This window comes from Rhizobium sp. CB2179, assembly GCF_057653455.1.
On record NZ_CM172781.1, the window covers coordinates 460,573 to 481,308 of the forward strand.

The following is a 20,736-nucleotide window of genomic DNA, read 5'->3' on the forward strand; positions in this document are numbered from 1 at the left end:
TGGCGTGACGTGTGAGCCGTCGGTTCTAGGCGACGTGGCTGCTACCCTTGATCGAGACGATGGGGTATGCCGAAAGTCCGGACTTGAACACCAAGTTCACCGTCGTTCCCGGCGTCTGGCGCTTAATCTGATGGAGAAGCGGAAGACGTTCGACCAGCGTTCGGCTGAGAACTTGCCGTTCGTTCGGATTGCCTGGCGTGCGGCGGTACCAGGAAATCGAGGAGACCATCGCCCCTTAGGTCGGCGGTTCTCTTTTCCAGAATGTCACCAATCAGGGTCGTCAGAAATTCTGCTGTCAGATGGTTCCAGTCTGTGATGAACGGAACACCCCTGCTGCTCGTGAGGCATTTCTCCTTGTCGTAATCGCAGTGAAGCTTGACGATATCGACGTAGGTGAACGCTAGATCGGATGGGAAAAATGGCAGTTGCTCTAAAGGCTGGTTGGCCGGCGGATAGGTCGCTTCCCGCAGGCATATAGAGGCATCGGATTTTCTCTGAAACATGAGCCCTAGGCACGAGTGTAATTCGTCGAGCTGGAAATAATTTCCGAAAACGAAAATTCGCGCGTCATCCGAGTGGCTTTTCATCCAGGAAAGAAGCTCAAACCTGAAGGGGTTGACGGTGTATTCAAAAGGCCGAAGGCTCGTGAGGAAGATCGCTTTCGTTCGGCTGAGCAATGACTTGTCGTTGATAAATTTTTCAAAGGGAATGCAGTATTTATCGAAAATGCTGGCGCGAGAGGGGGCCTTAACAATATCGTTCTTGATCTCCACCATGCAGTTTAAGTAGCTGATTGCGACGACTTGATATCGGTCGGAATCGATGTAATTTTTCAGCGCGATCGACCAGTTTCTGGCGTGCGAGTCCCCAATTATGAAGATAATGGGCTTCCCAGCTTGAATGTTGTTGTTCAAGCTTAGAAAAGTGCTTTCGAGCCGTGCTTCGTTCGTCTGCGCGAGAGGTGGATAAATTTGATCCAACCTGTGAGGAAAACCGGCCATAGAGATTGCTGACACAACTGCAGCCGTGATGGTTGCAGCTGATGAGCCCAGGTAGATCCAGAGAGCGCGGCTTCTCCTGGAGTGGCGAAGGGGCTTTTCGATAACGACAAAGCTCACGACCGCGACCAAGACCGTCGCTGCGATGGCGAGGAGCTTATCGCCATTGTTGAAATTCAAGCTTGTCAGCCGCAAGAAGGCGAAGACCGGGTAGTGCCACAAATATAGAGAGTAGGATACTATTCCGGTGAGCGCCGCAGGTGGAGAAGCCAACAGGCGCCCGACTGCGTGCTGCTGACTGGCGAATGCGAGCAACAGACAGGTCCCGATGACCGGGATCACAGTGAACAGACCGGGATGAGCTGTGTCCTTTCTGAACAAGATCAGTGAACCAAGAACGAGGACAAGCCCGACCGCGGCGAGTAACGGCCGAGGGCGAGTTCGTCCGCGCCTCACATCGTGATAGGCGAGAAGTGTTCCGGCCAGCAGTTCCCAGGCCCGGGTGAGTGGCGAGTAGAAGGCCTGCTGTTGATCATACCGTACCGTCACCAGACACAATACAAAGCTGAGGGATGCCACAAGCAACACGCATGGCAGAAACCTTGACTTCAGGTATCGGCGCACGATCAGCAATAAGAGCGGAAACCCGATATAAAACTGCTCTTCGACGCTCAACGACCAGGTGTGAAGAAAAGGCTTGAGAAGGGTATTGGGCTCCCCGTATTGAGCCGCAGTAAAATAAAAATAGATATTCGACCCAAATAGGAGCGTCGAACCTATGGAATTCGCGTAATCCAGGAGTTCCGACGGTAGCAAAAGGTAATAAGCGAAGGGTATCGTCACGAAAATGACTGCGAACAACGCAGGAAGAATTCTTCTTGCACGCCGAGCGTAGAATTTGAGGAAATCAATACGCCCCGTTGCTTCGATTTCTGTCAGCAAGATTTGGGAAATCAGAAAGCCGCTGATCACAAAAAATACATCGACGCCAATGTATCCACCCTGAAGTAACGTGTGGCCAGCAATCGTGAACTCGGCGTGATAAAGGATAACCGCAATCACCGATATGGCCCTTAAGCCATCGATCTCTGGTCTGTAAGCCTTCAATGCTAGCGCCTGCCTTCGATATCGAGAGCGTAACTTTGTCGCGCGCAAGAATGGCGCTTTTGGGCTGCCTAACACAGAGATCTTGGAGGGAGAACAGTATGACCTGATAAAAGATTTGTGGGCGGGGCCGATTTCAATCTTTATTTTCTGCGCTGTTGTAAATCAGCATTCCGGAACCCTCATTAGTTTGCATTTGTTTTCCCAGTCGCTGACCAATTTTGTCGATGGGTCATTCCAGAAGCGAGAAGACGTCAGGCCGACGCCAATTAGCGCCTACCATCGCTGCCCACCACGGCGCGCCCGAAATCAAAAAAAATCGAAATGGGCGGGTGTAGTGCGCAGATGCTGTAAGCTGTTCGCCCAAGCCAGGATGTCGGATTCGCCGATATGCTGCGCCCGTCGATCCAAGTGATCGGGGCAGCGAAAAGGAAGCAGGCATTGGAGGAGGGGACGGGGAGGGCAGATAAAAGCAAACCCGTTTTGTCGTAAAATCAATCGCTTAGTGAAATAGTGGCTGGGGAACATGGATTCCACATGATTTCAATGGCTTAACGAAAAAGCCTTGAAATTCCCTCTTTTTTCCCGCGGCGAGCGACCGTGGATGCCACGTTTGTGCCTGGCTTTGGGCCTCAGTAAATAGGACGGGCGAGCGGCAATAATTTCCGCTGTCGGACTTCAAATCATCGTCTCGGCACGGCTTCGTCCATAGCGCGCAATAGAGCGGACGTCGCGACGCAAGCGTCAGACGACTGACAAAGGGCCAAACTCAGGCTGTCTGTTGCAAGGCGCGCGGCGCGAAATCGGACTCGCGCACCCCTGTTCATCTACTCGCCAACCGTTACAGCTCGGATTTGCTAATCCCGGTGCACAGTATGGCGCTGCAGGTACAGCGGTTGTTTCAGTGACGTTTGCGAACTCGCGGGAGCATACTCCGCCCCCATAGATACTCACCAGCAGGAATGCGAGCAGCGAAAGCATCAGGTGGTCAATGGCTCCTCCAAAAAACCACAGCAGGTTTTGAGACTTCCGCCCTTACGTCTCGGCTGCAGCGGATGCTACCTGTGCTTCAGAAAGATCCGTTCATGTCTACTCGCAAAAGGTCTGGCCATCAAACTTGAAGCACTTTCCTGATGTGGGTGTATTAACGTTTCCGTTGCCGCGGAGCGACTTCGGCGGCGCGGATTGAGAGACGATGGGCGGCTTGTGCTTTCCCGGATTTCGCGGTTGGGCTTGGCGTTTCGGCATTGTCGAAGATGGTGTCTGTTTCACGGATGGCGCTGCTGGTTCGGGCTCAGCAGGTTTCTTGCCGTTCAGTGCCCCGCTCGCGCTCGGCCTGTCCACGACGCCCGGTGGGCTATCCCCTTCGATTGACGCGTCCAGCTTGGCAAGTGAGGGACCGATCACCATGTCACCGCCCCCTGCTGGCGGAATAAATCCATATGAAGGATTTAGTGGAAAATCCTTGGTATATTGTGGGCTATGGCGCGTCACATAGGAGATCACGTCTGATCCGGTAACGTAACCATCAGCATTTCGGCTTCCCTCGTCGAATGCGCCCACAAGTAACGCACTAAATACGCCCGACGGAACCTCCTGCTGCTCATTTCCGGCAGTCAGGAATTGCCGGACATGCTTTTTTACGTTTTCACCGAAGATATAGCCCATCGCATTCGGTGGCGGTGGCAGACCGAGCGTGGACAAAATCCCGCCGGCATTACATGCTTCAAGCGCAAAAAAGGCATGTTTGATGGTCATCGCGGAGGCAAGTTCAGTCAGCCGCGAAATCGGAATTGCGGATCTGTAAAATCCTTGAGGATTAGTGCTGGGATCGCCAGCGTCCACGGGAACCAAGAAAGTCCGTATCCCCGCATCGTCATCGGAGGTCCCTAGTGAGGTACCATGGCCGAAATAGTAAAATAGAAGGCGAGTTTGGTTCCGGTACCCAATGTTCGATAGTATTTCACTCAGTAGGAGTTGGAATTGCTGCCCCTTCAAGTCGCGCCAGATCATCACGTGATAACCGCGAGCTTCAAGTGCTTTCCTTAAAATGGAAGCGCTTCGCTCTCCCTGTGCAACGGTTGATGACCAACCGTTTGAATATCGCCCTTGAATGATGAGAACAGCATAGCTTTCATCGTATATTGTCCTGGCAACACCCTCTGGATCCTTGATGATCATCGCGGTGGAGCCGTTTCCCGGCGTTTGATATTGAGGTGGGACGCTCCAAGTCATTTCGAGATTTTGGGCCCATGCAGAAGAGCTGCAGACACCAAGAAACAGGGCAACCCGTAGAACGACGAGGCCCAGGGAGTGGAGCTCACCCATCTCGCAGGCTTTTCGTTCTACGAATGGAAACAAGTTCTAGTTCGTTCTTGATGTTGAGCGACTTTACGTTGAAGGTATGTAGGCCGTCCCTATTGAACTGGTTCCCCCCCAGAACGTCTACATGGTGCGGCTGACGAGGAGTCGCGCGGTGGAAAAACGCCACGTGTCCGTGGGTAGGATCCGACCTATCCGTGAAGACGGCAATGTCGCCCGGTCTCGCCGCACTTGGTGGCCAGCTATCCCGCTTGTTCCACACTTCTGTGCCCCAGCCTGCATTTCTGATGAACGATTGAGACGCAGCGCTGTTCGTTCCCGCTATCGATGGTGAAGCGTTTTGAAGGCACCAGTTCACAAACGCTGAGCACCAAGGTGTTTTGTCCCCGGCGGGCTGAGTTTTTGTAGAAGCAAAGAATAGAACGATCAGAGGGTTCGCAAGGGTGGGACGCGCAGGATTTGGCTCGGGCCACGCAATCTGAAATTTGGGGGGAAGCGACGTGACGAAATATCTGGCGATATCATATGGACGCCGAGCCTTCCGTGCTTCATCAAGTTGATCATGTGCTTCCTTCCAAAGCGGCGAGGATGCAGGCGGAATGATCCGACCAAGCGTGATCGGGTTCGCGTCGCCGATTGCGTCCTTGAGCAAAGCCTCCCAGCTATCATCTGCCCTGGCGGAAACAGCCGTCACCAAAGCCAACGCGGATTGCACGAGAAACGTTCGACGCGTACGCATGGATATCCCCCAAGTGAAGCTGACGTGGGGCCGAGCCGTCTCGCGAAAGCTGCCGACCACAACCAGTGCGAATAATCTAGGCAATCATACTCTATTTAGTTGGGAATTAGAATATGATAATAAAGGGTCGGAATCTGTCAGTTTTGCACGTGATGCCGAACTACCGGCCTTCGGCATTGCTTGTCTTCAGCAATAAAGGTCGGCGCAGTCGTCTCTGATGGAGAAAAACACTTCCTAGCGGCTGAAGAGATTTACCTATCGCAAAACCAGGAAAAGGCAGGGGTATCTATGCGGCTGATATCTATTGCGAGCGCTCTCCTTGCTTTAACTATGCCCGTCACGGCCTTTAGTCAAAGCGATCTTCAAGCGCAACTGAAGGGCCACTCGATTGTGGTGCAGTACACGGAAGTGGTTCATGGGAGACGTAGGACGGGGAAGATTGTGTGGAATCAGGAAATTTATATATCATCACGGGGACGGCTCTTCGTCCGTGTTAATGCGGAGGGTAAAGGGCGAACAGCAAGGCATGAAATAACGCCCGGCTCCGATAATTCTGGTGGGGCAACCCCATTCAGATGGACTCAGAACGGATTGGCTAGGGGGTGGCGCGATCGCAGAGGCCGCATGGTGCGTCAGACGATCGAAGTATCGAGGTCGGGCACGAGCTTCAGCTGCAGGGCCACCATCACACGGTCTGCTTTTGCGTCCGGAGCCGATCACCACATCTGCACGGTCGCCGTCGGGAATCCGCTGGGAGGAAAATAAGCGACCATAGTGGCGCAGCCGCCAGAGGTAGCAGCGCTGTCAAAACAGAGAAGGTCGCACCAAGGCGAGTAGGGATCTGCGATGGTCAGACGAGTGCCGTAGGTATTGGAAGAATGGAGCCAGCCGTTTACAGCCTACCATCTCTACTCTCCCAGCAGACGTCCAGATGTCGCCGCCATGGCGGTGGTCGTGGGGGAGAATTGGCTGGGGAACCTGGATTCGAACCAAGATTAACGGAGTCAGAGTCCGTCGTTCTACCATTGAACTATTCCCCAGCATAAGCGAACCGGCGGGCGGTCGGCTGGTGTGCGGCGCTTATAACCAAAAGCCGGGGGATTGCAAATACCCGATTTGAAAAAAATCGGTGCTGCCGCGGAAAGGTGAAACCGCTGCGAATCCCCTGTCCAAAAAAGAATTTGGCGATTTCGGCGGGCGCTGATATTCTTGCCGCAACGCAAAAATCGAATGAGCGCCTGCTGCATATCTCAAGACTTGCGCGGCGCGATGGAAAAACAACGTGGAAGACCCCGAAGGCGGCGCAAAGCTGCAATTTGACGGGGCGTCGGCGGCAGGGCGCAAGGACGGCAAGAAGTCCAGGCGCCGCAAGGGCAAACGTGGCGGGCAATCCCGCAACGGTGCTCATCCCGCTTCGCATGAGCCTTCCGGCGGTGCCGGACAGCCTGCGCGCCCGATGGAAGATGCAGCCGGCAATCCGGCCCGCAAGCGCAAGCGTCGCCGTCGTGGCGGCCATGGTGCTGTGCAGGATGGTTCACCTCAACCTCATATGATGGAACAGGCCGGAGCGGCAGATCATGCCGCCCGCTCCGATGGCGATTCGGCGCCGAGCCGTCGCAACCGCCGCAAGCATCGCGGCAAGCGCGGTCTGCAGGGCCGGCCGCTAACACCGGCAAAACCATCAGGTGCCCCGCAGCAGGAACGCCGCGCGGAAGAGACGGCGCTCGGTGGCGAACTGCGTGAAACACTGAATGGCGCGAGCGCCAACCGCAGGGGTCGCCAGGAAAGCCATGCCCATCCCGGGCATCAGGGGGATCGTCAGGCCGGCGAACATGTGTGGCCGGAGGAGCTCTATGCTGCCCTCGATCTCGGCACCAACAATTGCCGTCTCCTCATTGCCCAGCCGACTCGTCCGGGACAATTTCGCGTCGTCGACGCCTTTTCCCGCATCGTGCGCCTCGGCGAAGGTCTTGCGGCCAGCGGCCGTCTGTCCGATGAGGCGATGGAGAGGGCGATCGAGGCGCTGAGGATCTGCGCCTCCAAGCTCAGGAACCGGGAGATCCGCCGCATGCGGCTGATCGCCACCGAAGCCTGCCGCCAGGCCGTCAATGGCGAGGAATTCCTCAGCCGGGTCGTTGCCGAAACCGGCCTCGCGCTTGAGATCATCGATCGCGAGACAGAGGCGCGGCTTGCCGTCTCCGGCTGCTCCTCGCTGGTCGGTCGCGAGACGCGCTCCGTCGTGCTCTTCGATATCGGCGGCGGCTCGTCGGAGATTGCCGTCATCCGCATCGGCGACAATCGCTTCAGCCGCCTTGCCAATCACATCACCCACTGGACCTCGTTGCCGGTCGGCGTCGTGACCCTGTCGGAGCGCCATGGCGGGCACGACGTCACGCCGGAGGCCTTCGAAGGCATGGTGCGTGAAGTCGAAGGCATGCTTGGAAGCTTCGATTGCCCGGAGATCGAGGTCGCCCAGACCGGCGACTTTCACCTGATCGGCACATCGGGCACGGTGACGACGCTGGCCGGCGTGCATCTCGACCTGCCGCGTTATGACCGGCGCAAGGTCGATGGCATCTGGCTATCCGACGACGAGGTCTCCGCCATGCAGGCAAAGCTTCTCTCCTGGGATTTCGCAAGCCGTGCCGCCAATCCCTGCATCGGGCCTGACCGGGCCGATCTGGTGCTCGCCGGCTGCGCCATTCTCGAGGCGATCCGCCGCCGCTGGCCGAGCCCGCGCATGCGCGTTGCCGATCGCGGCTTGAGGGAAGGCTTGCTCACCGACATGATGGCCGATGACGGCGTGTGGCGGCGCAACCGCAACCGCCGCGGCCAGCGCGTGAGATCGTGAGATAAGGAATAGGCATGACCAAGGCACCGATCGCGGGAAACCGCACCGGCCGCAAGCTCGGCCAGCGCGTCAAGAACAAGAAGATGAAGGCCTCCTCCCGCCAATGGCTGGAGCGCCACATCAACGATCCCTATGTGCAGCGCGCCCAGCTCGAAGGCTATCGCGCCCGTGCCGCCTTCAAGCTGCTGGAGATCGACGAGAAACATCATATCCTGCGCGGCGCCAGGCGCATTATCGATCTCGGCGCTGCCCCCGGCAGCTGGTCGCAGATCGCCGCCAAAGTCACCGGTTCGACAGATGATGATATTCGTGTGGCTGCGATCGATTTCCTCGAAATGACCCAGCTGCCGGGGGTCAAGATCCTGCAGCTGGATTTCCTCGATCCCAGTGCGCCGGAAAAGCTGTTGGAGGCCGTCGGCGGCACGCCTGATCTCGTCATCTCCGACATGGCGGCGCCCACCACCGGCCACCACCGCACCGACCATCTGCGCACCATGCATCTCTGTGAGGTGGCGGCGCATTTCGCCGTCGAAGTGCTGGGGGAAGGCGGGCACTTCCTCACCAAGACCTTCCAGGGCGGCACCGAGCGTGAGCTGCTTGCCATGCTCAAGCAGAACTTCCGCCAGGTCGTCCATGTCAAACCGAACTCGTCGCGCGCCGAATCAGTCGAGATGTTCCTGCTGGCCAAGGGGTTCAAGGGACGCAAGGCCGAAGGCAACGCAGAGGAAGCTTGATCTTCGGGCCGGTCCCGACGGATGATGGCGATCAACTGCATAACTCCTTAAAACGGTATCGATTTAAGGATAAGATATGCAGCAATGGAAAGCGTTGCCGCGTCCTTTGCGTGTCTGAAGGGCGCACCGCGCTGTCAGGATTTGAACCGCTGATCCCATGCTTCTTTACGTCACGCTCGGAACCAACGACCTCTATCGCGCAGGGCATTTTTATGATGCCGTGCTGTCTCCCCTCGGCTATCGCCGTCAGCGCTCTTCCGAAGAGGAAATCGGCTATTCCGCCGAGGGCGATACGCGCTGCCGCTTCTGGGTGGTGACGCCGTTCAATCACCGCCGGGCAACCTCAGGCAATGGCGCCATGGTGGCGCTTGCAGCCGAAACGCGGGCTGATGTCGATGCCTTTCATGCGGCGGCAATCGCGGCAGGCGCCGTGGATGAGGGCGAGCCCGGCCTGCGCTCCTACCATGCCCAATTCTATGCCGCCTATGTGCGTGATCTCGACGGTAACAAGCTCTCTGCGGTCTGCGAAAACCCGCAGTAGCGGTGCCTTCGCTCCTCGCGCTTTAGGTCTTTGTTTCCACGCATGTCGTTCCCGCAAAACTGCTGCACACTTTTGCGCGACATGCTTTATTTCACCGCGTGCTGTTCGGCTTCAACAGTTGCGGCCGTCATCGTCTTCAAGCGGTGGCCGGAAACGAGTGCGCCGGCATTGCGGTCCATCCGGATGAAGGGAATGGTCGCAATGACGGTCAGTCCGGCGATGATGTAGAAGGCAAGGTGGAAATCGGCGACCTGCAGCGCTTCGCCGCGGAAATAGATCGAGCTCTCCAGGATCGCGGCGGCGACCGCAACGCCGAGCGCCAGGCTGACCTGCTGCATCACCGAACTCATCGATGTCGCCTGGCTGGCTTCCGAATCTTCGATATCGGCGAAGGCAAGCGCATTGACGCCGGTGAACATGAAGGAGCGGGAGAAGCCGCCGAGCAGCAGCACGCCGATGATGACGAGATGCGGCGTCGACGGCGTGAACAGGCCGGTGACGACAGTCACCAGGGTCGTCACCATGGCGGCGCCGAGAAGCGTGGTGCGGAAGCCGGCGGCGGCGAAGACGCGCTTCGCCATGAACTTGGTGGTGATCGCCCCGATCGCGCCTGCAAAGGTGATCAGGCCGGATTGGAACGGCGTCAGCCCGAAGCCGAGCTGCAGCATCAGCGGCGTCAGGAATGGCATGGCGCCGACGCAAATGCGAAAGAGCATGCCGCCCAAGGTGGAGGCCCGAAACGTCGGGTTCTTGAACAGGTTGAGATTGAGGATCGGCGCCGGATGACGCTTGGCATGGCGCACGTAGAGGACGCCGCAGATGAGGCCGATCAAGGTGGCGGTGACGCCGATGATCGGGGGCAGGGCCGGCAGACTGACCACCGACAGGCCGAAGACGACGCCCGCAGCCGATAGCGAAGTCAGCACGAAACCGGTGAAATCGAGCCGCGGCGGCGCCGTCGCTTCCACCTCCGGCAGGAAGATCGTCGCAAGCCAGATGCCGATGATGCCGACTGGCACGTTGATCAGGAAGATCCAGTGCCAGCTGAAATAGGTGGTGATGAAACCGCCGAGCGGCGGTCCGGTGAGCGGGCCGACAAGCGCGGGGATGGTCAGCAGCGCCATGGCCGAGACCAGATCGCTGCGCTGCGTCGTGCGCACCAGCACGAGGCGGCCGACCGGCGTCATCATCGCGCCGCCCATGCCCTGCAGGAAGCGGGCAAACACGAATTCGACGAGGTTGGACGAAATTGCGCAGAAGATCGAGCCGATGACGAACACCGAGATGGCAAGGCGGAAGATCTTCTTCGCGCCGAACCTGTCGGCCATCCAGCCACTGACCGGGATGAACACCGCCAGCGCCACCATGTAGGAGGTCAGCGCCAGCTTCAGCGTGATCGGCCCGACATTGAGATCCGCCGCGATCGCCGGCAGCGCCGTCGCAATGACAGTCGAGTCCATCTGTTCCATGAAGAGGGCGACGGCAAGGATCAGCGGGACGATGCGATTCATAGGCGGAAGCCTTGATGGGCGCGGAATGGAGCTGGAAAGGCCGGTGCTGTTTAGTCCCAGCTGCGGGTTCTGCCAATCCCCAAATCCGGGTCGACGACACGTTTGCTTCACGTCTGCGTGAGACGGCTTGCGCATTAACGTCGCTTGTCAAGATTGACATATGTTTACCTGGCGGGAGCAAGAAATCCGGCCGGAATCGACACTGGGGGCCGTGCGGCGACGCTCCGCACGTCATGAAGGATGGACATATGACAATTTCGTCGGGAATAAAGCGGCGCACCCTTTTTGCCGCAGGCCTTGGCCTGCTGGCGGCGCCGGTCATTTTAAGAGAGAGGGCCGAAGCGGCCGCAACTGGAGAACGCAATCTTATGGATGGAACGCCTTTGCCTGAGATCAATCAATTCAAGCTCGGTTCCTATAAGTTCACCGTCGTCCGCGACGGCACCAGCATTGTCGAAAAGCCCTATGAAACCTTCGGCACCAATCAGGATCCTGAAACGGTCAAGGCGTTGCTGACCGCAAATTTCCTGCCGGCCGACAAGTTCATGAATGGCTATACGCCGGCTCTCATCGATACCGGTTCGGATGTCATCCTCGTCGATACCGGCTTCGGCGCTGCCGGCCGCGCACGTGGCGCCGGCCAACTGACCGAAGGCCTGAAGGCTGCGGGATATTCGGCCGACGACGTCACGCTGGTGGCGCTGACCCACCTGCACGGTGATCATATCGGCGGCCTGATGGAAAACGGCGCGGCTGCCTTCAAGAATGCCCGCTATGTCGTCGGCCAGGCGGAATATGATTTCTGGTCGGACAAGGCACGTGAGGGCACGCCTGCCGAGGGCGGCCACAAGGCGGTGCTCGCCAATGTCGTACCGTTCGCCGAGAAGACTACTTTTATCAAAGAAGGTGATAGCGTCGCGCCCGGTGTGACTGCGGTGCTGGCGGCCGGCCACTCGCCGGGACATATGGTGTTCCACGTCGAATCCGAGGGCAAACGCCTTGTGCTCACCGGCGATACGGCCAACCATTATATCCTGTCGCTGCTGCGGCCGGATTGGGAGGTGCGCTTCGACATGGACAAGGCGCAGGCTGCCGCCACCCGCCGCAAGGTCTTCGAGATGATTGCGAGCGAGAAGATCGCCTTCCTTGGCTACCACATGCCGTTCCCAGCGGTCGGCTTCGTCGAAAGGCAGGATGGCGGTTATCGCTTCGTGCCGAAGAGCTATCAGTTCGACATCTGATCGGGAGCGGTTCCGCCTTTCGCGGAAGCGCTGGGCCGCTCTAACTTCTTGTTTTTATGCAATTCCGGACGGAAAAGTGCTGAGCGCTTTTCCCGCAATGCTCCTGGCGCATGGCACCCATGACGAGCCTGGCGGACATGCCGGGCTTTTTGCTATTTCCTTCCTGTCATAGACGTGTTACCAGCCCTCGCCAACTTCCAAGCAACCCATGCAGACCGCCGGGGCGGACGATTCGTTTCCGGACAGGGTCGCATTTTTATTAAATGAAGGAATTTGGCCATGGCACGTATCATTGAAACGGCAACCGGCGCAGACGCGCTTACCTTCGACGACGTGCTGCTGCAGCCCGGACATTCCGAGGTCATGCCAGGCCAGACGAATATCTCCACCCGCATCGCCCGCGATTTCGAACTCAACATCCCGATCATTTCATCCGCCATGGATACCGTCACCGAAAGCCGCCTGGCGATCGCCATGGCCCAGGCCGGCGGCCTCGGGGTCATTCATCGCAACCTGACGCCGATCGAACAGGCCGAGCAGGTCCGGCAAGTGAAGAAGTTTGAAAGCGGCATGGTCGTCAATCCGGTGACGATCGGCCCCGATGCGACGCTTGCCGATGCGCTCGGGCTCATGAAGTCCTACAGCATCTCCGGCATCCCTGTCGTCGAGAAGTCCGGCCGCCTCGTTGGCATCCTGACCAACCGCGACGTCCGCTTCGCTTCCGATCAGGAACAGAAGATCCATGAACTGATGACCAAGGACAATCTGGTCACCGTTAAGGAAAACGTCGATCAGCAGGAGGCCAAGCGCCTGCTGCATTCGCACCGCATCGAGAAGCTGCTGGTGGTCGATACCGAAGGCCGCTGCGTCGGCCTCATCACCGTCAAGGATATCGAGAAGTCGCAGCTGAACCCGAACGCTTCCAAGGATGCGCAGGGCAGGCTTCGCGCTGCCGCCGCCATCAGCGTCGGCGATGACGGCTTCGAGCGCGCCGAGCGGCTGATCGAGGCCGGTGTCGACCTTCTGGTCGTCGATACCGCCCATGGCCATTCGCAGCGCGTCCTCGATGCCGTCACCCGCGTCAAGAAGCTTTCCAACTCGGTGCGCATCATGGCCGGCAACGTCGCCACCTATGACGGCACCAGGGCGCTGATCGATGCCGGCGCGGATGCTGTCAAGGTTGGTATCGGTCCGGGTTCGATCTGCACGACGCGCATCGTCGCCGGCGTCGGCGTGCCGCAGCTGGCCGCCATCATGTCGGCGGTGCAGGCCGCGAATGATCAGGACGTGCCCGTCATCGCCGATGGCGGTATCAAGTTCTCCGGCGATCTTGCCAAGGCGATCGCTGCCGGCGCTTCCGCCGTCATGATCGGCTCGCTGCTTGCCGGCACCGATGAGAGCCCGGGCGAGGTCTATCTCTACCAGGGCCGTTCCTTCAAGGCCTATCGCGGCATGGGCTCCGTCGGCGCCATGGCCCGCGGCTCGGCCGACCGTTACTTCCAGGCCGAGGTGCGCGACACGCTGAAGCTCGTGCCTGAGGGCATCGAAGGTCAGGTGCCGTACAAGGGGCCGGTCTCGGGCGTCATCCACCAACTCGCCGGCGGCCTCAAGGCGGCCATGGGTTATGTCGGCGGCAAGGATCTGAAGGATTTTCAGGACCGCGCCACTTTCGTGCGCATCTCCGGTGCCGGTCTTCGCGAAAGCCACGCCCATGACGTGACGATCACCCGCGAGAGCCCGAACTATCCGGGCGCCGGCCTCTGATCATGAAGGCGGGCAGCGGGATTCCTCTCTGGGTCGTCGCGCTGCTCGCAGCCCTCTGCCTTGCCGTGCTCGCCTGGACGACCTTCGGCTTCGTCGTTCCGTTCAAGCACGAAACCGGCCAGGCGGTGCTCGATACCTATTTCGCCGGTTACGACGAGTCGGCGGTCTTCCACATGCAGAAGCTGCTCGATGAGAACGAGACGGCGACCAGGCTGCTACGCGCCATGTATTTCGGGCCGGAGCTGATCTTTCCGGCATTGCTGACGGCGCTGCTGTTCCTCGCCTTCCTCAAGCTCGGTCCCGTCGGTTCGTGGTTCGGCCAATCGGTGCATCCGGTCATTGGCAAGGCGGTCTACCTGCTGCCGTTCATCTATGGCATCGCCGACTACGGCGAGAACATCTCGAGCCTCATCGCCTTCGGCAACGGTGCGTCTGCAAGTCTTGCAACGCAGCTGCTGCCGTGGATGACACGGCTGAAATTCGCAAGCCTTGCCATCTGCTTCATCCTCATCGCCCGGCTCGCCGTCATGCGCTGGCTCTCGTCGCGTCCGGACTGAGGCGCCGTTATTCCATCCAGCTCCATGTCGAAAAGCCGGGACACCTGCGGCGACGTGCCTTAGCGACGCAGGTGCCGATGGGGCGTCGCCCTATGCTGGTATCCAGCTCCCCTTTCGGCTAATGCTCGCGTCGAACGCGGAAGCGGAAAGGAAACGACCAACATATGACCGGCTATCAAATCTTCTGGCCACTGCTCGCCCATGTGGCCCTGGTCTATGGCATTTATGCGCTTCTTGGGCTTCGGCGCGCAAAAATGGTCCGCGCCGGCAGCATCGTGAAATCGGATTATCGCGAAAACCGCGGCGAGCCGGCCGAAAGCCTTGTCGTCAAGAACTGCCTCGCCAACCAGTTCGAACTGCCTGTGCTCTTCTACGCCTGCTGCATTCTTCTCTATATCACCGAGGCAGACAATCTCGTCGCCCTCGGCCTCGCCTGGGCCTTCGTCGCCCTGCGTTACGCCCATGCCGCCATCCACGTCACCAGCAACGACCTGCGTTATCGCAGCCCGATCTTCGCTGCCGGTTACCTGGTACTTGCCGCCATGTGGATCTGGCTTGCCGCATGGATGCTGATGAGCTGAGGCGACAGGCGCCGCCGCCCCATTATTTGCCCGTAAGTGTTGCAGGCCGACGACGCAAGTTGCCGGCATCGGCGGCAATATGGCCGCCGGACGTTGAGCCATTCCCAACGATATTGTTTTCACCAAAGTGAAAAGGCTGGAAGACCAGTCAAAACATGCGCCTAACGCGTGCGGCGTAAGGCTGTTGTTACCGCTGTCGATGAATATTTCAATAACATGGTTACTAATATTTAAATTGATTGGCCTATTTCTGCGCGAGCGAATGATGGTGGGGACGATTTGCGAGCGAGCATGGGCGAAAGGATATCTGGAGCGGCAATCCAAGGGATGGTCATGCTGCGACTTACGGGATTGGCGAGCACTGCGGCGCTGGTGCTGGCTGTAGGGCCGGGATGGGCGCAGGTCATCACCGGCAACGACACGGAGATCGTCGATGGCAACGACCCGGGCGGTACCGGCGCGGGCACGCAACCGAGTCCATGGACAATCAATACCAACCTCATCGTGGGCGATCAGAATGGTGACGATGCAGCCCTTGTCATCCGGAATGGCGGCATAGTCAGCAATGACATCGGCGTGCTCGGTGTCGATCCCGGCGCCGCAGGAACGGTAACGGTTACGGGGACGGGCTCGGCCTGGACCAATTCCGACGACCTCTACGTCGGCCATCGGGGTGTCGGCGTGCTCAATATCGAAGATGGCGGCGTCGTCGACAATATATTCGGCCGTATCGGCTATTTCTCTGGCGCCAGCGGCACGGTGACGGTCACCGGCACCGGCTCGACCTGGACCAACGCCCAGGATCTTTATATCGGCGACAGCGGCACCGGCACTCTGACCATTTCGAATGGCGGCACGGTCAGCAGCGCTGCCGGGCTTATCAGCAACGACACGACTGCCATAGGCGAGGTCATCGTCACAGGCACGAACTCGATCTGGAGCAATTCCAGCTATATCTCGGTCGGCGAGGCGGGAGCGGGAACGCTGACCATTTCGAATGGCGGCTCGGTCACTGCGAGTGAAGGTTATGTCGGCTATAGTTCGAACGGCAACGGCGTGGTGAGCGTGACCGGTACGGGGTCGAGCTGGATCAATTCCGGCGCGCTGTTCGTGGGCGAATTCGGTTCAGGCAGTATGAGCGTCGAGAATGGCGGCACGGTTTCGGCTTCCGAGGTTATCATCGCCGACGATTCGGGCGCCACGGGAACTGTGCGGATCGCCGGAAGCGCCGCAAACGGGCGCGGCGTCCTGGAGACCGGTTATATCGAGAGAGGCGGTGGTGACGCGGACCTCGTTTTCGATGGCGGTATTCTCAGCGCAACGGGCAACGAGGCGAATTTCCTGCGCGGTTTCAACGCCGGCGAGGTAACGATTGATGCCGGCGGCGCCTTTATCGATACGAACGGCTTTGCCGTCGGCATTGCCACGGATTTGCAAGGCGCCGGTGGCTTGACCAAACAGGGCAGCGGCACACTGACGCTTTCGGGCACCAGCAGTTTTACCGGTGTGACGACGGTCGGGGCCGGCACGTTGCAGGCGGGCAGCGCCGGTGCCTTCGTGCAGAATGGCGCCTATGCGGTCAATGGCGGCATATTCGATCTCGGCGGCTTCGACCTGACGATGGCGCAGCTTTCGGGAAGCGGCGGCGAGATCGTCATCGGCAGCGCCGAACTCACGCTCGATCAGGCGAACAACACCACCTATGGCGGCATACTCTCCGGCAGCGGCGACTTCACGATGCTGGGCAGCGGCACCTTGCGCCTGACCGGCAACAGTTCGGGCTTTGCCGGCACGACCACGGTTTCGGACGGACGCCTGATCGTCAATGGCAGCCTTGGCGGCATCTTGATGATGACGGGCGGCACGCTGGCCGGGTCGGGTCATATCGGTACGGTGACCGCCGGCGCAGGCGTCACCATCGCGCCGGGCAACTCCATCGGGACATTGACCATCGGCGGCAACCTCACCCTCGATCCCAGTTCCACCTATGAGGTCGAGGTCGATCCGGCTGGCACTGCCAGCGATTTGATCTCGGTCACGGGGACCGCGTTCCTCAACGGCGCCAGCGTTACCCATGTCGGGATGAATGGCGACTACCAGCCTTTCTCCACCTATACGATCCTTACCGCCGCTGGCGGGATCAACGGAACATTCGGCGCCGTCACCTCCGATTATGCCTTCCTGGCGGCGGAGCTCTCCTATGATCTGAACAACGTCTATCTGGAGATCGAACGCAACAACGTGCGTTTCAGCGACATGGCACGGACGCGCAACCAGATGGCCGCGGCAGAGGCTGCAGAGAATCTCGGAACTGGCAACGATATCTACGACGCCATCGTCACATTGCCCGATGACGAGCCGCTGATTCAGGCCAGTTACGACGCGCTTTCCGGTGAAATCCATGGCTCGATCAAAACGGCGCTGATTACGCAAAGCCTCTTTGTCCGCCAGGCCGCCAACGAACGTCTGCGTTCCGCGTTTAGCGACGCCAGTGCTGGCGTAATCCCGATACAGGCTTTCTGGCCGGGCGGTCCGGAACTCATCGCTGCCAATCCTTCGGACGCGCCGGTTTTCTGGAGCACGGCTTTTGGCGGCGCAAGCGAGACACGCACGGACGGCAATGCCGCCACCCTCAACCACCAGACCGGCGGGCTTCTCGCTGGCGTCGACGCCATGTTCGATGACGTCAGGCTCGGCCTGATGGCCGGTTACAGCAACTCCCAATTCGACCCGCGGCACCGAAGCTCATCGGGATCGAGCGACGATTATCACCTCGGCCTTTACGCGGGCACGCAATGGGGCGGTCTCGCCTTCCGCACCGGTCTCGCTCATACGTGGCACGAGATCGAGACCAACCGCAACGTCGCTATTGGAAGCTTCGAGGACAGGCTGGAAGCAAGCTATAATGCCGGCACGCTGCAGGCATTTGCGGAGCTGGGCTATCGGTTTGATACGGCGGCGGCCACTTTCGAGCCTTTCGTCAATCTCGCCCATATCGGCATTCGAACGGCGGGTTTCACCGAAGAGGGCGGGGCGGCAGCGCTCGACAGCTCCAGCCGCATGACCAACACCACCATCACCACGCTTGGCCTGCATGCCGAAATGGAGGTTCGCTTGGGCGAGACGAACGCCACCCTGCGCGGCATGTCAGGCTGGCGGCATGCCGCCGGCGACATCGTTCCGGTGTCGACGCATGCTTTTGCCGGAGGCGACGCGTTCGCCGTCGCCGGAGTGCCGGTGGCAGAGAACGCCTTCGTTCTCGACGCCGGGCTCGACTTCGACCTCACCGAAAGCGCCATCCTCGGCATCGCCTATTCCGGCCAGATTGCCGACAACGCGCAGCAGCATGGGGCCAAAGCGACGCTGTCGGTGAAATTCTAAAAACGTCCCGATTTAAATACGAGATGCATTGCATGCGCTCCGCGTCTTTTCAGACGCGCAAGAACATTGCAACACTTTGAGTTGCAGCATAATGCCGTAGAGCCCCGTTTTTCATACGCTTTTGCCGGTCGTTAAAATGCGAGTGTTTCCATTTACGGCCGATGAAGACCTGCATGTCATGCCTTCCGCCGCGAACAAAAAGAATGGGAACGACATGGGCGCGGAAAGCATGGATCGGATCGGCTTGCGCAGAAAGCCGAAGCAGGAGCGCAGCATCCAGAGGCTGGACCTCATTCTCGCCGCCGCCGCCAAGATCATCGCCGAAAAGGGCGTCAGCGCCATGCGGATGACGGAGCTCGCCGCTGCAGCCAAGGTGCCGATCGGTTCGGTCTACCAGTATTTCCCGGAGAAGGCGGCGATCGTCAAAGCCCTGTTCGACCAGCATGCCTCGGCGATCCAGACGAAGATGGCGGCGATGTTTGCCGACGTACGGTCACTCGACCAGGCGCTGGACGTGGTCTGCGCCACCATCGACTGGTATTACGATTCCTACCACGACGATCCCGTCTATCTCGGTGTCTGGATGGGAACGGAGACCGATCAGGATCTGTTGCAGCTGAATATTGAGCATAGCGGTCACGTCGCCGGCATCTTCCGTGACGCCGTGCGTCAGCTGGCCCCTGACCTTTGCGACGAAGAAATGTATGCGCGCACTTACCTGTTCAGCCACCTGATCGGCGCCGTGATCCGACTTGCCGCCGTCAGCGAGGAGGCCTTGGCACGGCGTATGCTCGATGAGTGGAAGCGCGTCATCCGCGCCTCTCTTTTCACCGCGACCGTGCCGGCTGCTGCCTGAGAACTCTTACCAGCTTGGCACCATATTGGCCGCCTTCAACCGCGGATAAAGGCGCGCCTGGGCGGATTTAACGTCCGCCTCCAGGCTGTCGTCGACGACAGTGGGCGTGATATTGTCGAGGCAGGCGGTGATATGCGCGGTGATCGCGTTCATCAGCGAAAGCGAAACGCCCGGCCGCTTCATGATGCCGATCTGCACCGGCGGCAGCGCTGGAAAACCGTCCGCCTGGCTCAGCACCTTCATGCCCGTCCGCAGCGCCGATTCCGGCATCACCGAAACCGCCATGCCGGCCAGCACGGCGGCGGCAACGACGGTGCAGGACCAGCTGGTAAACAGGATCTGGTGCTCGCGTCCCACGGCATCGAGCGCCGAGCAGGCGAGCTGGCGCCACTGGCAGTCACGCCGACCGACGGCAAGCGGTACCGGCGCGTCGTCGCGGATCGGATGGTTGGCCGAGCCCACCCAGCAGAGCGGCTCGGTTCTCACCACATCGGACATGCGCTCCCGCGGATTATGGGTGACGAGCGCGATGTCGAGCTCGCCCTTATGCATGCGTTCGGCAAGATCCACCGAGGGCTCGCAGACGATATAGAGCTCGACATTCGGGTGCGTCTTGGCGAAGCGGCCGATGATTTCGGGCATGTAGCGGTCGGCATAATCATCGGGCGTGCCGATGCGCAGCGTCCCCTCCAGCCTGTTGTCGTCGAAGGCGGCGATAGCCTCATTGTTGAGGCGGATGATGCGCCGCGCATAGTTGAGCAGCTTTTCGCCCTCGACCGTCAGCCGGTTTCCCCGCCCGTCCTTGATGAACAGCTGCTTGCCGATGCGTTCCTCGAGACGGCGCATCTGCATGGAGACGGCCGATTGGGTCTTGTAGACCCTGTCGGCGGCCTTGGTGAAGCTGCCGGAATCGACGATGGCGATGAAAGTCTGCAATTGGTCGAGATCAAGAGGCGCGGACATGTTGTCACCCATAAAGATAGCTGATGATAATCATTAGAAACATTCGTTGGACTGATCAATAGGTCTTTGGCATCTTCGGGATGCAAATCAAGCAAAGTGAAGGACAGACACCCTGCCTGTCCGAGCCAATTCAGCCTTGCTCCTTCCCGTGCGACCTCGCGTGGAGGGGTGGGTTGTTGCGCGCCTGAAAGAAATCGAAAGAAAGGAGAGTCCCATGCGGATGACAGACAGAACAATAGAACTCGACTGCGGCAAGCTCACCCCGACGTTTCCCCAGCGTCTGGCAGCAGGCCTCGCACCGTTGACCTCCCTCTTTCGCGGGTTCCGCAATCGCATGGAGATCAACACGCTGCACGATCTGAGCGACGCTCAGCTGAGGGATATCGGCCTTAACAGAGCCGACCTGACCTCCGCGTTCCTGGCATCGACCTTTTTCGAGGACCCGTCGGAACATCTGACGCGCTCGGCGCGCAATCGCTGGCGCCTGTCCCTCTTCCGCTCCTACGAACAGTAGGAGCGGCGAGTTTCCCCGCAGGGTGATAGCCAATAGCCCTGCCGCTTGACCCGGTGATCGGCTTTCCCAAGCCATCTCC

Annotated in this window: 15 protein-coding genes and 1 tRNA gene; 10 read left to right on the forward strand and 6 right to left on the reverse strand. The window is 59.3% G+C overall.

Annotated elements, in window-relative coordinates:
• Window positions 1–122: 122 nt before the first annotated feature.
• The 4 genes from AC244Q_RS02260 to AC244Q_RS02275 all read right to left on the reverse strand — a co-directional run bounded on the left by AC244Q_RS02260 (window position 123) and on the right by AC244Q_RS02275 (window position 6,203).
• Window positions 123–2,105, reverse strand: coding sequence for an acyltransferase family protein (locus AC244Q_RS02260; protein WP_113547240.1), 1,983 nt, complete (start codon window positions 2,103–2,105; stop codon window positions 123–125).
• A gap of 1,086 nt (window positions 2,106–3,191) precedes the next feature.
• Complete coding sequence (locus AC244Q_RS02265) at window positions 3,192–4,283, reverse strand: caspase family protein (protein WP_162770440.1); 1,092 nt, start codon at window positions 4,281–4,283, stop codon at window positions 3,192–3,194.
• 139 nt (window positions 4,284–4,422) lie between these two features.
• Complete coding sequence (locus AC244Q_RS02270; RefSeq protein ID WP_113547242.1) at window positions 4,423–5,163, reverse strand: CHAP domain-containing protein; 741 nt, start codon at window positions 5,161–5,163, stop codon at window positions 4,423–4,425.
• A 966-nt stretch (window positions 5,164–6,129) separates the two neighbouring features.
• Window positions 6,130–6,203, reverse strand: a tRNA-Gln gene (locus AC244Q_RS02275).
• Between the two features lie 242 nt (window positions 6,204–6,445).
• Between AC244Q_RS02275 and AC244Q_RS02280 the strand changes: the two genes are divergently transcribed.
• The 3 genes from AC244Q_RS02280 to AC244Q_RS02290 all read left to right on the forward strand — a co-directional run bounded on the left by AC244Q_RS02280 (window position 6,446) and on the right by AC244Q_RS02290 (window position 9,289).
• On the forward strand, window positions 6,446–8,014 hold the full coding sequence (locus AC244Q_RS02280) for a Ppx/GppA phosphatase family protein (RefSeq protein WP_041935463.1): 1,569 nt from the start codon (window positions 6,446–6,448) through the stop codon (window positions 8,012–8,014).
• Between the two features lie 14 nt (window positions 8,015–8,028).
• Window positions 8,029–8,748: an RlmE family RNA methyltransferase gene (locus AC244Q_RS02285; protein WP_113547243.1), complete on the forward strand. Its 720-nt coding sequence runs from the start codon at window positions 8,029–8,031 to the stop codon at window positions 8,746–8,748.
• A gap of 157 nt (window positions 8,749–8,905) precedes the next feature.
• Entirely contained in the window at window positions 8,906–9,289 is a 384-nt protein-coding gene (locus tag AC244Q_RS02290) for a VOC family protein (protein ID WP_012756167.1), read from the forward strand.
• A gap of 86 nt (window positions 9,290–9,375) precedes the next feature.
• Here AC244Q_RS02290 and AC244Q_RS02295 read toward each other — a convergent pair whose 3' ends face one another.
• Window positions 9,376–10,800, reverse strand: a complete 1,425-nt coding sequence (locus AC244Q_RS02295) for a DHA2 family efflux MFS transporter permease subunit (protein ID WP_113547244.1) — start codon at window positions 10,798–10,800, stop codon at window positions 9,376–9,378.
• Window positions 10,801–11,048: 248 nt separating this feature from the next.
• On the opposite strand from AC244Q_RS02295, the gene AC244Q_RS02300 reads away from it, so the two are divergent.
• From AC244Q_RS02300 to AC244Q_RS02325, 6 genes are all read left to right on the forward strand, one after another.
• Complete coding sequence (locus AC244Q_RS02300) at window positions 11,049–12,041, forward strand: MBL fold metallo-hydrolase (RefSeq protein ID WP_113547245.1); 993 nt, start codon at window positions 11,049–11,051, stop codon at window positions 12,039–12,041.
• 279 nt (window positions 12,042–12,320) lie between these two features.
• Complete coding sequence (guaB, locus tag AC244Q_RS02305; protein ID WP_113547246.1) at window positions 12,321–13,805, forward strand: IMP dehydrogenase; 1,485 nt, start codon at window positions 12,321–12,323, stop codon at window positions 13,803–13,805.
• Window positions 13,806–13,807: 2 nt separating this feature from the next.
• Window positions 13,808–14,362: a hypothetical protein gene (locus AC244Q_RS02310; protein WP_113547247.1), complete on the forward strand. Its 555-nt coding sequence runs from the start codon at window positions 13,808–13,810 to the stop codon at window positions 14,360–14,362.
• 164 nt (window positions 14,363–14,526) lie between these two features.
• Window positions 14,527–14,943, forward strand: coding sequence for an MAPEG family protein (locus tag AC244Q_RS02315; protein ID WP_113547248.1), 417 nt, complete (start codon window positions 14,527–14,529; stop codon window positions 14,941–14,943).
• Window positions 14,944–15,276: 333 nt separating this feature from the next.
• A complete protein-coding gene (locus AC244Q_RS02320; RefSeq protein WP_245460603.1) occupies window positions 15,277–18,324 on the forward strand; it encodes an autotransporter outer membrane beta-barrel domain-containing protein in 3,048 nt (1,015 codons plus the stop codon).
• A gap of 214 nt (window positions 18,325–18,538) precedes the next feature.
• The gene (locus tag AC244Q_RS02325; protein WP_113547273.1) at window positions 18,539–19,180 is read left to right on the forward strand and encodes a TetR/AcrR family transcriptional regulator; all 642 of its coding nucleotides are present in this window, start codon (window positions 18,539–18,541) and stop codon (window positions 19,178–19,180) included.
• Between the two features lie 6 nt (window positions 19,181–19,186).
• Here AC244Q_RS02325 and AC244Q_RS02330 read toward each other — a convergent pair whose 3' ends face one another.
• Window positions 19,187–20,143 carry a LysR substrate-binding domain-containing protein gene (locus AC244Q_RS02330; protein WP_032986695.1) on the reverse strand — a complete coding sequence of 319 codons (957 nt, stop codon included), beginning with the start codon at window positions 20,141–20,143 and terminating at the stop codon, window positions 19,187–19,189.
• Between the two features lie 214 nt (window positions 20,144–20,357).
• Between AC244Q_RS02330 and AC244Q_RS02335 the strand changes: the two genes are divergently transcribed.
• Complete coding sequence (locus AC244Q_RS02335; RefSeq protein WP_012756175.1) at window positions 20,358–20,657, forward strand: DUF1127 domain-containing protein; 300 nt, start codon at window positions 20,358–20,360, stop codon at window positions 20,655–20,657.
• Window positions 20,658–20,736 lie beyond the last annotated feature (79 nt).

Excerpts from the sequence above, each read along its gene's own strand:
- AC244Q_RS02265 (WP_162770440.1), bottom strand. The coding sequence starts at position 4,283 with ATGATCATCAAGGATCCAGAGGGTGTTGCCAGGACAATATACGATGAA.
- AC244Q_RS02270 (WP_113547242.1), bottom strand. The coding sequence starts at position 5,163 with ATGCGTACGCGTCGAACGTTTCTCGTGCAATCCGCGTTGGCTTTGGTG.
- AC244Q_RS02285 (WP_113547243.1), top strand. The coding sequence starts at position 8,029 with ATGACCAAGGCACCGATCGCGGGAAACCGCACCGGCCGCAAGCTCGGC.
- AC244Q_RS02290 (WP_012756167.1), top strand. The coding sequence starts at position 8,906 with ATGCTTCTTTACGTCACGCTCGGAACCAACGACCTCTATCGCGCAGGG.
- AC244Q_RS02295 (WP_113547244.1), bottom strand. The coding sequence starts at position 10,800 with ATGAATCGCATCGTCCCGCTGATCCTTGCCGTCGCCCTCTTCATGGAA.
- AC244Q_RS02300 (WP_113547245.1), top strand. The coding sequence starts at position 11,049 with ATGACAATTTCGTCGGGAATAAAGCGGCGCACCCTTTTTGCCGCAGGC.
- guaB (WP_113547246.1), top strand. The coding sequence starts at position 12,321 with ATGGCACGTATCATTGAAACGGCAACCGGCGCAGACGCGCTTACCTTC.
- AC244Q_RS02310 (WP_113547247.1), top strand. The coding sequence starts at position 13,808 with ATGAAGGCGGGCAGCGGGATTCCTCTCTGGGTCGTCGCGCTGCTCGCA.
- AC244Q_RS02315 (WP_113547248.1), top strand. The coding sequence starts at position 14,527 with ATGACCGGCTATCAAATCTTCTGGCCACTGCTCGCCCATGTGGCCCTG.
- AC244Q_RS02320 (WP_245460603.1), top strand. The coding sequence starts at position 15,277 with ATGCTGCGACTTACGGGATTGGCGAGCACTGCGGCGCTGGTGCTGGCT.
- AC244Q_RS02325 (WP_113547273.1), top strand. The coding sequence starts at position 18,539 with ATGGGCGCGGAAAGCATGGATCGGATCGGCTTGCGCAGAAAGCCGAAG.
- AC244Q_RS02330 (WP_032986695.1), bottom strand. The coding sequence starts at position 20,143 with ATGTCCGCGCCTCTTGATCTCGACCAATTGCAGACTTTCATCGCCATC.
- AC244Q_RS02335 (WP_012756175.1), top strand. The coding sequence starts at position 20,358 with ATGCGGATGACAGACAGAACAATAGAACTCGACTGCGGCAAGCTCACC.